This window comes from Bradyrhizobium sp. AC87j1, from assembly GCF_002936975.1.
In the GTDB taxonomy this organism is placed as follows: domain Bacteria; phylum Pseudomonadota; class Alphaproteobacteria; order Rhizobiales; family Xanthobacteraceae; genus Bradyrhizobium; species Bradyrhizobium shewense.
Genome location: NZ_PTFE01000082.1, coordinates 1 through 13273, shown reverse-complemented (window position 1 = coordinate 13273; position 13273 = coordinate 1). Strand labels below are relative to the sequence as shown.

At 65.0% G+C, this 13273-nt stretch carries 11 protein-coding genes and 2 pseudogenes; 8 read left to right on the top strand and 5 right to left on the bottom strand.

Annotated elements, in window-relative coordinates:
* Positions 1-25 precede the first annotated feature (25 nt).
* Positions 26-1516, top strand: coding sequence for a M48 family metalloprotease (locus CV770_RS31160; RefSeq protein WP_104465084.1), 1491 nt, complete (start codon positions 26-28; stop codon positions 1514-1516).
* Positions 1517-1748: 232 nt separating this feature from the next.
* Here the strand turns inward: CV770_RS31160 and CV770_RS31155 are convergent, their stop codons facing one another.
* Entirely contained in the window at positions 1749-3077 is a 1329-nt protein-coding gene (locus tag CV770_RS31155) for an MFS transporter (protein ID WP_091959675.1), read from the bottom strand.
* A gap of 180 nt (positions 3078-3257) precedes the next feature.
* On the opposite strand from CV770_RS31155, the gene cyoA reads away from it, so the two are divergent.
* The 7 genes from cyoA to CV770_RS31120 are packed head-to-tail and all read left to right on the top strand — an operon-like array spanning position 3258 to position 10178.
* A complete protein-coding gene (gene cyoA / locus CV770_RS31150; RefSeq protein ID WP_104465083.1) occupies positions 3258-4418 on the top strand; it encodes a ubiquinol oxidase subunit II in 1161 nt (386 codons plus the stop codon).
* Between the two features lie 12 nt (positions 4419-4430).
* Entirely contained in the window at positions 4431-6428 is a 1998-nt protein-coding gene (gene cyoB, locus CV770_RS31145; protein WP_104465082.1) for a cytochrome o ubiquinol oxidase subunit I, read from the top strand.
* A complete protein-coding gene (gene cyoC, locus CV770_RS31140) occupies positions 6429-7058 on the top strand; it encodes a cytochrome o ubiquinol oxidase subunit III (RefSeq protein WP_091959665.1) in 630 nt (209 codons plus the stop codon).
* Complete coding sequence (cyoD, locus tag CV770_RS31135; protein ID WP_104465081.1) at positions 7055-7435, top strand: cytochrome o ubiquinol oxidase subunit IV; 381 nt, start codon at positions 7055-7057, stop codon at positions 7433-7435. Before cyoC ends, cyoD begins: the two co-directional genes overlap by 4 nt.
* Positions 7432-8280 (top strand): SURF1 family protein, encoded by an 849-nt coding sequence (locus tag CV770_RS31130; protein WP_104465080.1) that lies wholly within the window; start codon positions 7432-7434, stop codon positions 8278-8280. Before cyoD ends, CV770_RS31130 begins: the two co-directional genes overlap by 4 nt.
* Positions 8252-9655 (top strand): ATP-binding protein, encoded by a 1404-nt coding sequence (locus tag CV770_RS31125; RefSeq protein WP_201760120.1) that lies wholly within the window; start codon positions 8252-8254, stop codon positions 9653-9655. Before CV770_RS31130 ends, CV770_RS31125 begins: the two co-directional genes overlap by 29 nt.
* The gene (locus tag CV770_RS31120) at positions 9645-10178 is read left to right on the top strand and encodes a response regulator transcription factor (RefSeq protein WP_018316482.1); all 534 of its coding nucleotides are present in this window, start codon (positions 9645-9647) and stop codon (positions 10176-10178) included. The genes CV770_RS31125 and CV770_RS31120 overlap by 11 nt, the downstream gene beginning before the upstream one ends.
* 274 nt (positions 10179-10452) lie before the next feature.
* Here CV770_RS31120 and CV770_RS31115 read toward each other — a convergent pair whose 3' ends face one another.
* The 4 genes and pseudogenes from CV770_RS31115 to CV770_RS31100 form a co-directional block, all read right to left on the bottom strand.
* Entirely contained in the window at positions 10453-11259 is an 807-nt protein-coding gene (locus tag CV770_RS31115; protein WP_165637480.1) for a CarD family transcriptional regulator, read from the bottom strand.
* Between the two features lie 344 nt (positions 11260-11603).
* Positions 11604-11942 (bottom strand): ferredoxin FdxA, encoded by a 339-nt coding sequence (fdxA, locus tag CV770_RS31110; protein ID WP_011082989.1) that lies wholly within the window; start codon positions 11940-11942, stop codon positions 11604-11606.
* 132 nt (positions 11943-12074) lie between these two features.
* Positions 12075-12344 (bottom strand): annotated as a pseudogene (locus tag CV770_RS31105) (RNA-binding S4 domain-containing protein); the annotation flags it as partial.
* Positions 12345-12357: 13 nt separating this feature from the next.
* A pseudogene (locus CV770_RS31100) lies at positions 12358-13273 on the bottom strand (helicase-related protein); the annotation flags it as partial.

Below are 13273 nucleotides of genomic sequence, written 5' to 3'. Positions count from 1 at the left end.
GCACGGGTTAGACGACGTGAATGGGGTGCTAGAACGGCACGGACTGGGCGATTGCCGCCGCCTGCGGGCTGCGCCGGCCGTGCTTTGCCTCGTGCTGGGTACGGCCCTCGCCGGCTGTGGCGACATGGGCCGGTTCCAGGCTGCCGCGACCCCGCCGACCGTTGCGATGCCCAAGCCGAAGCCGGCCGTCGCGCAGACCCCCGCCACCGAAAAGGAGCACGAGCGCATCCTGGCGAGCTACGGCGGCACCTACGACGATCCCAGGCTCGAATCGCTCGTCAGCAAGACCGTCGACCGGCTGGTCGCGGCGTCCGATCGTCCCGACCAGGGCTACAAGGTCACCATCCTCAATTCCGGCGCGGTGAACGCCTTCGCGCTGCCGAACGGCCAGCTCTATGTCACGCGCGGACTTCTCGCGCTGGCGAGCGACACCTCGGAATTGTCCTCCGTGCTCAGCCACGAGATGGCGCACGTGCTGTCCAAGCACGCCGCGATGCGCGAGGACCAGGCGCGCCAGGCCGCGATCGTTACCCGCGTCGTCACCGACATGAGCAACGATCCTGACCTCACCGCGCTCGCGCTGGCCAAGACCAAACTCACCATGGCGAGCTTTTCGCGCAAGCAGGAGTTCGAGGCCGACGGCATCGGCGTCAGCATTTCCGCCAAGGCGCATTTCGATCCTTACGGTGCGGCACGCTTCCTTTCGGCGATGGAGCGCAATGCCGAGCTGAAGGCCGGCAAGAGCTCGCTCGATCCGCGGGCGCAAGACTTCACCTCGTCGCATCCGGCGACCCCGGAGCGCGTGCAGAACGCGCAGACCATTGCGCGGCAATATACTGCGCCTGAAGGCGCCGAGCGCGACCGCGAGACCTATCTCGCTGCGATCGACAACCTCGTCTACGGCGAAGACCCCAGCGAGGGTTTCGTCCGCGGCCGCCGCTTCCTGCATCCGAAGCTCGGCTTCACCTTCCAGGCGCCGGACAATTTCACGCTCGACAACACCGCCCAGGCCGTGATCGGCGTGCGCGAGGGCGGCGCACAGGCGATGCGTTTCGACGTGGTACGCGTGCCGGCCGAGCAGTCGCTCGGCGACTACCTCAACTCCGGCTGGATGGAGGGCGTCGAGAAGGCGTCCACCGAAGACATCACCATCAACGGCTTCCCGGCTGCGTCCGCCGCCGCCAAGGGCGACCAGTGGCAGTTCAAGGTCTACGCGCTGCGCTTCGGCAGTGACGTCTATCGCTTCATCTTCGCGGCCCGGCAGAAGTCGACCGAGAGCGAGCGCAACGCGCGCGAGACCGTCAATTCGTTCCGCCGCCTGACGCTCGACGAGATCCAGGCCGCCCGTCCGCTCCGCATCAAGGTCATCACCGTGCAGCCCGGCGACACCGTGGAGTCGCTCTCCCACCGCATGGCCGGCGTCGATCATCCCGCCGAGCGTTTCCGGGTGCTGAACGGGCTCGATCGCACCGCGCAGGTGAAGGTGCGCGATCGCGTGAAAATCGTGGCGGATTGACGTGCGCTAAGCGCACGTCATCCGGGGCGCGCTCGAGCAGCGAACCCGGGATCTCGTCCCGCAAACTCCGCCGTCGTCCCGGACAAGCGCAAGCGCAGATCCGGGACCCATAGCCACAGGCCGCAGTTTGGCGAACATTCGGAGTTGCCAGCTTGCTCCATAACCCCTTCCTGGGGTTATGGGTCCCGGCGTTCGCCGGGACGACACCTTTTATGTGGCGGCGGCGCGAGCCCTATCGCCCCGCGTCCATGTCGCCCGCCTCGCGCTGGCCGCTGAGCCAGAGCGCCAGCAGCGTCCAGAACGCGCCGGACAACAGATACGCACCCGAGGCGATGACGCCGAGATTGGTGGCGAGCAGCAACGCGACCAGCGGCGCGAAGCCGGCACCGAACAGCCAGGCCATGTCCGAGGTCAGCGCGGACGCCGTGTAGCGATAGGCCTGCTTGAAGTTCGAGGCGATCGCGCCGGAGGACTGGCCGAACGACAGGCCGAGCAGGATGAAGCCGATCACCATGTAGATGGTCTCGCCGAACGCGCCGGCATCGAGCAGCTGCGGGGCAAAGCCGCTGTAGATCGCGATCGCGATCGCCGATCCCATCAGCAGCGACTTGCGACCGACGCGGTCGGCGATGACGCCGGACAGCACGATCGCGCCGACGCCGAACACGGCGGCGACGATCTCGATGATCAGGAAGCGCACCGGGCTTTCGCGGGTGAATAGGAACACCCAGGACAGCGGAAACACCGTGACCATGTGGAACAGCGCAAAGCTCGCCAGCGGCGCGAACGCCCCCAACATGATGTTCTGGCCTTCGCTCGCGACGGTGTCGGAGATGCGCGCGGGCTGCAATTCGCGGGTCTCGAACAGCGAGGAATATTCCTCCGTCGTCACCATGCGCAGGCGCGCGAACAGCGCCACGACGTTGATGGCAAAGGCGACGAAGAACGGATAGCGCCAGCCCCAGTCGAAGAAATCGTCGGCCGAGAGGTTGCCGGCGAAATAGGCGAATAGCGCGCTCGCCACGATCAGCCCGAGCGGGGCGCCGAGCTGCGGCACCATCGCGTACCAGCCGCGCTTGGAGGGCGGCGCGTTCAGCGCCAGCAGCGAAGCCATGCCATCCCAGGCGCCGCCCCAGGCCAGACCCTGCGCGATGCGCGCCAGCGCCAGCAGCCAGATCGCGGCAACGCCGATGTCGTGATAGCCGGGCAGGAACGCGAGCGCGACCGTGGCGGTGCCGAGCAGGAACAGCGCCGAGATCAGCTTGGCAGTCTTGCCGTAGGCACGGTCGACCGTCATGAAAATGACGGTGCCGATCGGCCGGGCCATGAAGGCCAGCGCGAAGATCATGAAAGAATAGAGGGTGCCGGTCAGCTCGCTCGCGAACGGGAACACCAGGCGCGGGAACACGATCACCGAGGCGATCGCGAAGACGAAGAAGTCGAAGAATTCCGAGGTGCGGCCGATGATGACGCCGATGGCGATCTCGCCGGGACTGGCCTGGTCGTGGCCGTGCTCGCCCGTGTGGAGGTCTGCCATTGCGGGGGTCTGTGCCGTCGCCATTCGTGCGCCCTTAACGTCCTGAAAACCAAAGCCGACCGCCTGGCGGGCGCCGGGCAATCTGGCCTTCTCTGACCCAACATTCCGCACTGCAACATTGGACAAATTGTCCAATGTCCGGATTGTTGCGCCGCAGCTACCCGTTGGCCCCGCAAAAGAAACTCATTCTCAAAGGCTCGGCCCGTGTCTCGTCTCAAGATCCTGGCGCTACTACCTCTGGCTGCTGCATTGAGCGGCTGCGACTACGTCGTGCTGGCGCCAGCCGGCGATATCGCTGCCCAGCAGCGCGACCTCGTCATCATCTCCACCGTCCTGATGCTCCTGATCGTCGTCCCCGTGATGGCGCTGACGGTGCTGTTCGCCTGGCGCTATCGCCAGTCCAACACGGCCGCTCGCTACGAGCCGGAATGGGACCACTCGACCAAGCTCGAGCTGGTGATCTGGTCGGCGCCGCTGCTGATCATCGTCTGCCTGGGCGCGCTGACCTGGATGGGCACGCATCTGCTCGACCCCTATCGCACGCTCGGCCGCATCCATGCCGACCGCGCCGTGGACCAGTCCAAGGCCCCGCTCGAGGTCGACGTCGTCGCGCTCGACTGGAAGTGGCTCTTCATCTACCCGGATTACGGCATCGCCACCGTCAACGAGCTCGCCGCACCGGTCGACCGTCCGATCAAATTCCGCATCACCGCGTCCTCGGTGATGAACTCGTTCTACATCCCCGCGCTTGCCGGCCAGATCTACGCGATGCCGGGCATGGAGACGAAGCTCCACGCGGTGGTGAACCACGCCGGCACGTACAAGGGCTTCTCGGCGAACTACAGCGGCGCCGGCTTCTCCGGCATGCACTTCAACTTTAGGGGACTCGACGACAAGGGTTTTGACGCCTGGATCGCCAGCGCCAAATCCGCTGGCGGCTCGCTCGGCCGCGCCGAATATCTCCAGCTCGAAAAGCCCAGCCAGAACGAGCCGGTGCGCCGCTACGGCACGATCGACTCCGATCTCTACCGTCTGATCCTCAACATGTGCGTCGAGACCGGCAAGATGTGCCAGAGCGAGATGATGGCGATCGACGCCAAGGGCGGCAACGGCCATCAGGGCCTGAACAACACCCTGCCGCTCACTTACGACAAATACGCCCGCCGCGGCACCCCGCTCGGGCCGGAGCCGACCTTCGTGGCCGGCACCTGCACGCCCGATGCGCCGCAGGGCAAGACCACGGCGTCGATCACGGCTCCCGTCGACACGGCGCCGCTGCTCGGCGCCGGCCTGAAGCGGCCGAGCTTCGCGCCGCTCAAGTCCTCGTCCTTCTTCCTCGGACTGCGTCCGAAGTCAGACTCCTAAAGAGATCCCCGCATGTCTCCTGATCTTCTCAAGCTCATCTTCGGCCGGCTCGGCTTCGAATCGCTGCCGCTGCACGAGCCGATCGTCGTCGGCACTTTCGCGGTGGTCGCGCTCGGCGGCGCCGCGCTGCTCGGCGGCCTCACCTATTTTCGCCTCTGGGGTTATCTGTGGCGAGAATGGTTCACCACCGTGGACCACAAGCGCATCGGCATCATGTACATGATCCTCGGCATCGTGATGCTGCTGCGCGGCTTCGCCGATGCGCTGATGATGCGCGGCCAGCAGATGCTCGCCTTTGGCGGCTCCGAAGGCTATCTCAACGCCCATCACTACGATCAGGTCTTCACCGCCCACGGCGTGATCATGATCTTCTTCGTGGCGATGCCGCTGGTGACCGGCCTGATGAACTATGTCGTGCCGCTCCAGATCGGCGCGCGCGACGTGTCGTTCCCGTTCCTGAACAATTTCAGCTTCTGGATGACGGTCGGCGGCGCAGTGCTGGTGATGGCTTCGCTGTTCATCGGCGAATTCGCCCGCACCGGCTGGCTGGCTTATCCACCGCTGTCGAACATCGGCTACAGTCCCGATGTCGGCGTCGACTATTACATCTGGGCGCTGCAGGTCGCCGGCGTCGGCACGACGTTGTCAGGCATCAACCTGATCTGCACCATCGTCAAGCTGCGGTGTCCCGGCATGACCATGATGAAGATGCCGGTCTTCACCTGGACTTCGCTCTGCACCAACGTCCTGATCGTCGCCTCTTTCCCGGTTCTGACCGTCGTGCTCGCGCTGCTCTCGCTCGACCGCTACGTCGGCACCAACTTCTTCACGAACGATTTCGGCGGCAGCCCGATGATGTACGTGAACCTGATCTGGATCTGGGGTCATCCCGAAGTCTACATCCTGGTTCTCCCGGCGTTCGGCATCTTCTCGGAGGTGACCTCGACCTTCTCCGGCAAGCGGCTGTTCGGCTACACTTCGATGGTCTACGCCACGGTCGTCATCACCATCCTGTCGTACCTGGTCTGGCTGCATCACTTCTTCACGATGGGCTCGGGCGCCAGCGTCAACTCGTTCTTCGGCATCACCACGATGATCATCTCGATCCCGACGGGCGCGAAGATGTTCAACTGGCTGTTCACGATGTATCGCGGCCGTATCCGCTACGAGCTGCCGATGATGTGGACGATCGCCTTCATGCTGACCTTCGTGGTCGGCGGCATGACCGGCGTGCTGCTGGCGGTGCCGCCGGCCGACTTCGTCCTGCACAACAGCCTGTTCCTGATCGCGCACTTCCACAACGTCATCATCGGCGGCGTGGTGTTCGGTGCCTTCGCCGGCATCTCCTACTGGTTCCCGAAAGCGTTCGGCTTCAAGCTCGATCCGTTCTGGGGCAAGCTGTCGTTCTGGTTCTGGGTCACCGGCTTCTACCTCGCGTTCATGCCGCTCTATGTGCTCGGCTTGATGGGCGTGACCCGCCGCCTGCGCGTGTTCGACGATCCGTCCTTGCAGATCTGGTTCGTCATCGCCGCGATCGGGGCCTTCCTCGTCCTCCTCGGCATCCTCTGCATGCTGATGCAGTTCGCCGTCAGCTTCCTCAGGCGCGAGCAGCTCAAGGACGTCACCGGCGATCCCTGGGACGCGCGCACGCTGGAATGGGCGACCTCCTCGCCCCCGCCGGACTACAACTTCGCCTTCACCCCCGTCGTTCACGACAATGACGCGTGGTGGGACATGAAGAAGCGCGGCTACCAGCGTCCGCTCACCGGGTTCAGGCCGATCCACATGCCCAGCAGCACCGGCACCGGCATCATCCTCGCCGGCCTCGCCACCGCAATGGGTTTTGGTTTGATCTGGTACATCTGGTGGCTGGCCGCCGCGAGCTTCGCCGCGATGCTGGTCGTCGGCATCGGTCACACCTTCAACTATCACCGCGACTTCGACATTCCGGCTGAAGACGTCATCCGGACCGAGGACGCGCGCACCAAACTGCTCGCCGGAGCCAAGTAAATGACTGTCGCTGTCAATCCCTCCCAAACCGGCGAGCCGGTCTTCTATCTCGCCGAAGAGCATCCGCATCCGGAAGGCTGGAGCACTTCGCTCGGCTTCTGGATCTATCTGATGAGCGACTGTCTCATCTTCGCGATCCTGTTCGCCACCTTCGGCGTGCTCGGCGGCAACTACGCCGCAGGCCCCGCGCCGAAGGACTTGTTCGACCTGAACCTGGTCGCGGTGAACACCTCGATGCTGCTGCTGTCGTCGATCACGTATGGTTTTGCCATGCTGACCATGCAGCAGAACAAGGTCGCGCAGACGCAGGTCTGGCTGGCGATCACCGGCCTGTTCGGCCTCGCCTTCATCGGCATCGAGCTCACCGAGTTCGCTCACATGATCCATGAAGGCGCCACGCCCCAGCGCAGCGCCTTCCTGTCGGCGTTCTTCACCCTGGTCGGCACCCACGGCCTCCACGTTTCCTGCGGCCTGATCTGGCTGGTGACGCTGATGGTGCAGGTCCAGAAGTTCGGCCTGATCGAGGCCAATCGCCGCCGCCTGATGTGCCTGTCGATGTTCTGGCACTTCCTCGACGTGGTCTGGATCGGCGTCTTCACCTTCGTCTATCTCCTGGGAGTTCTGCGATGAACACCGATACCCATGCCGCGCACGCGGACGATCATCACCACGAAGGCGGCCACGCCCACGGCTCGTTCTCGACCTATATGCTCGGTTTCGTGCTCTCGGTCGTGCTGACCGCGATCCCGTTCTGGCTGGTGATGAGCGGCGCACTGCCGAGCAAGCAGATCACCGCGCTGGTCATCATGGCCTTCGCGGTCGTGCAGATCGTCGTGCACATGATCTACTTCCTGCACATGAACACGACGTCCGAGAACGGCTGGAGCATGATGGCGCTGATCTTCACCATCGTGATGGTGGTGATCGCGCTGTCGGGTTCGCTGTGGGTGATGAGCCACCTCAACAGCAACATGATGCCGATGCACCAGATGAGCGGAATGAAGTGAGCGAGGTCAGGACCGTGACAAGCAAGGCGAGCGGCGCGCACGGCAAGGCTACGCATCCCTCCCTGTGGCTCACGGTCCTCTCGCTGACGGCCTTTGTTCTTCTGATCGCACTCGGCGTCTGGCAGATCGAGCGCCGGGCCTGGAAGCTGGCGCTGATCGACCGCGTCGAGCAGCGCGTCCATGCCCCGGCCCAGCCGGTCCCGTCGCCCGAGTCATGGCCTGCGGTTTCCAGGGCAAATGACGAATACAGGCATGTCAGCGTCACCGGCCGCTTCCTGCATGACCGCGAGACGCTGGTCCAGGCCGTCACCGAGGAAGGCCCGGGCTATTGGGTGCTGACACCGCTCCAGCGCAACGACGGCACGCAGGTCCTGGTCAACCGCGGCTTCGTGCCGTCCGAGCGGCGCGACGCATCGACGCGCCGGGACGGCAATCCGGACGGCCAGGTCGAGATCACCGGCCTGCTCCGCATCACAGAGCCGAAAGGCGGATTCCTCCGGAACAACGTGCCCCAGCACAACCGCTGGTATTCGCGCGATGTCGCCGCGATTGCGACGGCCCCTGGTCTGCACGATGTCGCACCGTTCTTCGTCGATGCCGATGCCGGATCACAATCCGGCAGCGGGCCGATCGGCGGATTGACCGTGGTCACCTTTCCCAATAACCACCTGATCTACGCGCTGACGTGGTTCGCCCTGGCTTTCATGCTGGCGGGTAAACTCTTCGTCACATTCGGCGGCGGGCTGTTCCGCCGCAAACGCTTCGTCCACGAACCGGCCGGCGGCTCCGATGCCGTCGCCCGCAGGACGGGATCAGATGCTGGAACGATCGTCGAGCCGACCTAACGACGGGAAGACGCTTTCCCAGACACTTGCGCATGGCGGGCTGGCCGTCACGCTGCAATCGCAGGCCGACGCGCGCAGCGAGCTGATCGGCACGACACCGACCGACGACGAGACGAACCGCAAGAACATGGCGCTGCTGATCCAGCTGCGCTGGACCGCGGTGGTCGGCCAGATCGTGACCATCGGCGGCGTGCATTTTGGGCTCGGCATTCCCCTGCCGCTGGAGCGGATGGGCGCGGTGATCGGCGCGCTGGTGCTCCTCAACGTCTCCAGCCTCGTCTGGGTGCGCCACCGCGCCGCGATCACCAACAACGAGCTGCTGGTCGCCTTGATGCTGGACGTCGCCGCGCTGACCGCGCAGCTCTACCTCTCTGGCGGCGCCACCAATCCCTTCACCTCGCTGTTCCTGCTGCAGGTGACGCTCGGCGCGGTGCTGCTCGATGCCCGCTCGACCTGGTCGCTGGTCGCGCTGACCTGCGCGAGTTTTGTCTGGCTGACGCTGGCATACCGCCCGCTGGATCTGCCGCCCAACCCGCTGAGCGAGACCTATACGCTCACGGTCGCCGGCATGCTGCTGGGCTTCGTCCTCAACGCCGTGCTGCTGGTCGTGTTCGTCACCCGCATCAACAGGAATTTGCGCGAGCGCGACGCAAATCTGGCCGCGCTGCGCCAGCATGCCGCCGAGCAGGATCACATCGTCCGCATGGGCCTGCTCGCCTCCGGCGCGGCCCATGAGCTCGGCACGCCGCTCGCCTCGCTCTCGGTGATCCTCAGCGATTGGCGCCGCATGCCGAATCTTGCCGCCGACCAGGAGCTCGCCGAGGACCTCGCCGAGATGGAGACCTCGCTGCAACGCTGCAAGTCGATCGTGACGGGCATCCTGGTCTCGGCAGGCGAAGCACGCGGCGAAGGCTCATCGCCGACGACGGTGACGGCCTTCGTCACCGCCCTGGTCGACGAGTGGCGCGACGCGCGCTCGGCGCGAACGCTCTACTTCGTCAATACGTTCGGCGCGGACGTTGCCATCGTCTCCGACATCGCGCTGAAGCAGGTCATCTTCAACGTGCTCGACAACGCCTACGAGGTCTCGCGGGAATGGGTCGAGCTCGTCGCCGAGCGCGAGGGCGACAATCTCGTGCTGTCGATCAGCGATCGCGGCCCGGGCTTTGCCCCGGAGATGCTCGCGCAGCTCGGAAAGCCCTATCACTCGAGCAAGGGCCGCGCTGGCGGCGGGCTCGGGCTGTTCCTGGTGGTGAACGTCGTACGCAAGCTCGGAGGCAGCGTGACCGCCGAGAACCACAGGAAGCGCGGCGCCACCGTCCGCCTCACGCTGCCGCTCGCAACGCTCGCGATCGGAGGGAATTTTGACGCCTGACCGTTCGCTCATCGTCGTCGAGGACGATGCCGGCTTTGCGCGCACGCTGAAACGCTCGTTCGAGCGCCGCGGCTATGATGTCGTGCTCGCCGCCTCGATCGAGGACGTGCGGAACGTGCTGGAGGAACGCTCCTTCGGCCACGCCGTCGTCGACCTCAAGCTCGGCGGCGCCTCGGGCCTTGCCTGCGTCGAGCTCCTGCACACGCATGATCCTGATATGCTGATCGTGGTGCTGACCGGCTTTGCCAGCATCTCGACCGCCGTCGAGGCGATCAAGCTGGGCGCCTGCCACTATCTCGCAAAGCCCTCGAACACGGATGATATCGAAGCCGCCTTCAACAAGGCCGAAGGCAACGCCGAGGTCGCACTCGATGCACGGCCGACCTCGATCAAGACGCTGGAATGGGAACGCATCCACCAGACCCTGATCGAGACGGATTTCAACATCTCGGAAGCGGCGCGAAGGCTCGGCATGCACCGGCGCACGCTGGCGCGGAAGCTCGAGAAGCGGCCGGTGAAGTAGCGTCCGTCGTCCCGGCGAACGCCGGGACCCATACCGCGGAATCTGTCGATTGCGATCGGTTGAAGTACCGACCGACGTGTCTTCGCCATTCCGCTCCCTGGGGTTATGGATCCCGGCGCCCGTGCGCAATTGCGCACTAGGCCGGGACGACATCGAGTTTGTTGAAACGACCTTGGCACAAAGCTCCAGTCGTCGTTTCGAACAACGATCCCCAGAAAAGCAAAAAGCCCGGCTGAACAGCCGGGCTTTTGATCTCTTGCGAACGACGCGACGCTTACGCGGCCTCGTCGGCGACGGTGGTGTCGTCGCCATCGGTGTCGTCGGTATCGCCCTCGGCATCCGCCTCGCCTTCGGCGGCTTCGGACTTGGCACCGGTGCGGCGCGGGCTCTTGGCGAGCTGAGCCTCGATCTCCTTGACCGCTTCGGTCTCTGTCGAGTGCTGCACCACCGCGATCTCGCGGGACAGACGATCGAGCGCCGCTTCATAGAGCTGGCGTTCGCTGTAGGACTGCTCCGGCTGCGACTCCGAGCGATAGAGGTCGCGCACGACTTCCGCGATCGCGACGATGTCGCCCGAATTGATCTTCGCTTCGTATTCCTGGGCGCGGCGCGACCACATGGTGCGCTTGACGCGGGCGCGGCCCTTGAGCGTCTCCAGCGCCTTCTTCACCAGCGCCGGCTCGGACAGCTTGCGCATGCCGACATTGGCGACCTTGGCGGTCGGCACGCGCAGCGTCATCTTGTCCTTGATGAAGTTGATGACGAACAGCTCGAGCTTCGCGCCGGCGATCTCCTGCTCCTCGATGGCCAGGATCTGGCCGACGCCGTGAGCGGGATAGACGACGAATTCATTGGCCTTGAAGCCCTGACGCTGGGTCACGACCTTCTTTTCCTCGACCTTCGGCGCAGCGGCCGCCGGCTTCACAGCGGGCTTGGCGGCAGCAACGGGAGCCTTGGCAGGAGCAGCAACGGGAGCCTTCGACGCGGCGGGCTTGGCAGCGGGAGCCTTGGCGGCAACGGGCTTGACAGCAGGCTTTGCAACGGTCGCTTTCGCGGCCGGTTTGGCAGTCTTGTTAGGCATTGCGCTTCTTTTGTTCTTCGAGGACTTTGCAGCCGGCGCCTTCGTCGCGGTCCGACCTTTGGATGCGCTACGGCTGGCCGCGGCGACTTTTTTGGCCTCCTTATGGGAAGCCCTCGCTGAAGTACTCTTTTTACGCGTTTTCTGTGACACAGCCTGCGCGCGGAAACTGCCACGCCCCTGTTCGACATTTGGTTTCACGGGAACCCAGCGGGGCCAACGGGGCTGACAGGGTTCGGCTTAATGTGCCCAATATAGCACATTTCCCGCAAAAATCAATGATTTAGGGGTCTTGAGGGCTGGTTTTCGGCGAAAGCGCCGCTATTAGGGTTAAGTTTGAGCCCGATTCAGTCGCCGGAGCCGGGGTTCGGAGAAAAATATTTCTCGAACTTGCCTTCCATGCCGTCGAATTCCTTGGCGTCGGCAGGTGATTCTTTCTTCTGGGTGATGTTCGGCCAGCTCTTGGCGTAGTCGGCGTTGACCGAAAGCCACTTTTCCAGGCCCGGTTCCGTATCCGGCTTGATGGCGTCGGCGGGGCATTCCGGCTCGCACACGCCGCAATCGATGCACTCGTCCGGGTGGATGACGAGCATGTTGTCACCCTCGTAGAAGCAGTCGACCGGGCAGACCTCGACGCAGTCGGTGTACTTGCACTTGATGCAGTTTTCAGTGACGACGTAAGTCATCCAACGCTCCGAAAAGCTCTTTTAAAAGTCGCGGCTTGCGTAGCGCGGATGGCCCTGCGCTGCAAGGTCGGGAAGGCCCGATCATGACGGCTTTGTGTGTTTGATCGACCAAGAACTGAATTCGAAACGCAATTAATTGCGTTTCGCTTCGCTTAGCTCCTCAAAGAGCACCCGCGCCGCGGCAGCATCGCCACGGCGCTCGCTGAAGCCGGTGACCTTCAACACCCGCACGGTGCGATCGAGCGCGACGGTGATGACGTCGCCGATCTTGATCGCATGCCCAGGCGACTTTTCGCGCTCACCATTGACGCGAACGTGGCCCGACCCGACGAGCTCGGCCGCGGAGGTGCGCGCCTTCACCACCCGCGCATGCCACAGCCATTTGTCGAGGCGCTGCCGCTCGGTCGTCGTGGGATTACTCCTTACGGCCGGACAGCTGCTCTTTCAGCGCGGCGAGCTTGGCGAAGGGCGAGTTCGGATCGGCCGGACGATCGCGCTCGCGCGGATTTGCGCTCGAGGCGTAGGGACGCAGCGACGGACCGCCCTGGCGGTCGCGGCCCTTGTCGCGGTCGCGGCCACGGTTGTCACGGCCCTTGTCGCGATCTCCGCCGAACTTGCCCTTGTCGCGATCGCGGCCCTTGTTGTCGCGATCCTTGCCCTCGAAGCGGCGATTCCTGTCGTCGCGCCCCTCGGGACGCGGCGCGCCTTCGCCACCTTCGCGCGGCTTGCGGAAGTCTCTGCCGCCGTCCCTGCGATGGCCGCCATGACGCTGGCCCGGCTTCGCGCCGTCGGCTGCTTCGCCGGGCGCGGCGCTCGCTGCACCGGGTGCAGCGCCAGCTTCAGCACCGGCCGGCGGACGCTGATGGTGGTGACGCTGGTGGCGATGGCGCTCGTGGCGCGGCTTGCGGTCCTCGTGACGGCCGCCGGGACGCCAGACCTCGATCAGTTCGGGCTCGGCGGGCGTCGCCGCAGCTTCAGGCGCGGCGGCGTCGGGTGACGCGGCGGCTTCGGTTGCGGCCGTCTCGGCCGGAGCGGCTTCGAGGCCGGCAGCCTCGGTGGGCGCAGCGGGCTCTTCCGCCGGCGGCGCAATGCCGGGGGCGTCTTCGGGCGTGACGGGGGCCTCGGGGGAGGCTTCCAGCACGGGCTCGGCTTCCTGAGCCGGCTCGTCCTGCAGCTCCATGCCGGGCGCATCTTCGACGGTGACCGGCTCGGCGACAGCTTCGGTGGCAGCCTCCGCCGGCAGGCCGGCAACGGCCTCCGCCGCGGTCTCGGTCGAGGTCTCTGTCGAGGACTCTGCGCTGCCTTCAGCCGGCGGCGTCTCGGCCGCGACC

Excerpts from the sequence above, each read along its gene's own strand:
- CV770_RS31155 (WP_091959675.1), bottom strand. The coding sequence starts at position 3,077 with ATGGCGACGGCACAGACCCCCGCAATGGCAGACCTCCACACGGGCGAG.
- cyoB (WP_104465082.1), top strand. The coding sequence starts at position 4,431 with ATGTCTCCTGATCTTCTCAAGCTCATCTTCGGCCGGCTCGGCTTCGAA.
- cyoC (WP_091959665.1), top strand. The coding sequence starts at position 6,429 with ATGACTGTCGCTGTCAATCCCTCCCAAACCGGCGAGCCGGTCTTCTAT.
- cyoD (WP_104465081.1), top strand. The coding sequence starts at position 7,055 with ATGAACACCGATACCCATGCCGCGCACGCGGACGATCATCACCACGAA.
- CV770_RS31125 (WP_201760120.1), top strand. The coding sequence starts at position 8,252 with ATGCTGGAACGATCGTCGAGCCGACCTAACGACGGGAAGACGCTTTCC.
- CV770_RS31115 (WP_165637480.1), bottom strand. The coding sequence starts at position 11,259 with ATGCCTAACAAGACTGCCAAACCGGCCGCGAAAGCGACCGTTGCAAAG.
- fdxA (WP_011082989.1), bottom strand. The coding sequence starts at position 11,942 with ATGACTTACGTCGTCACTGAAAACTGCATCAAGTGCAAGTACACCGAC.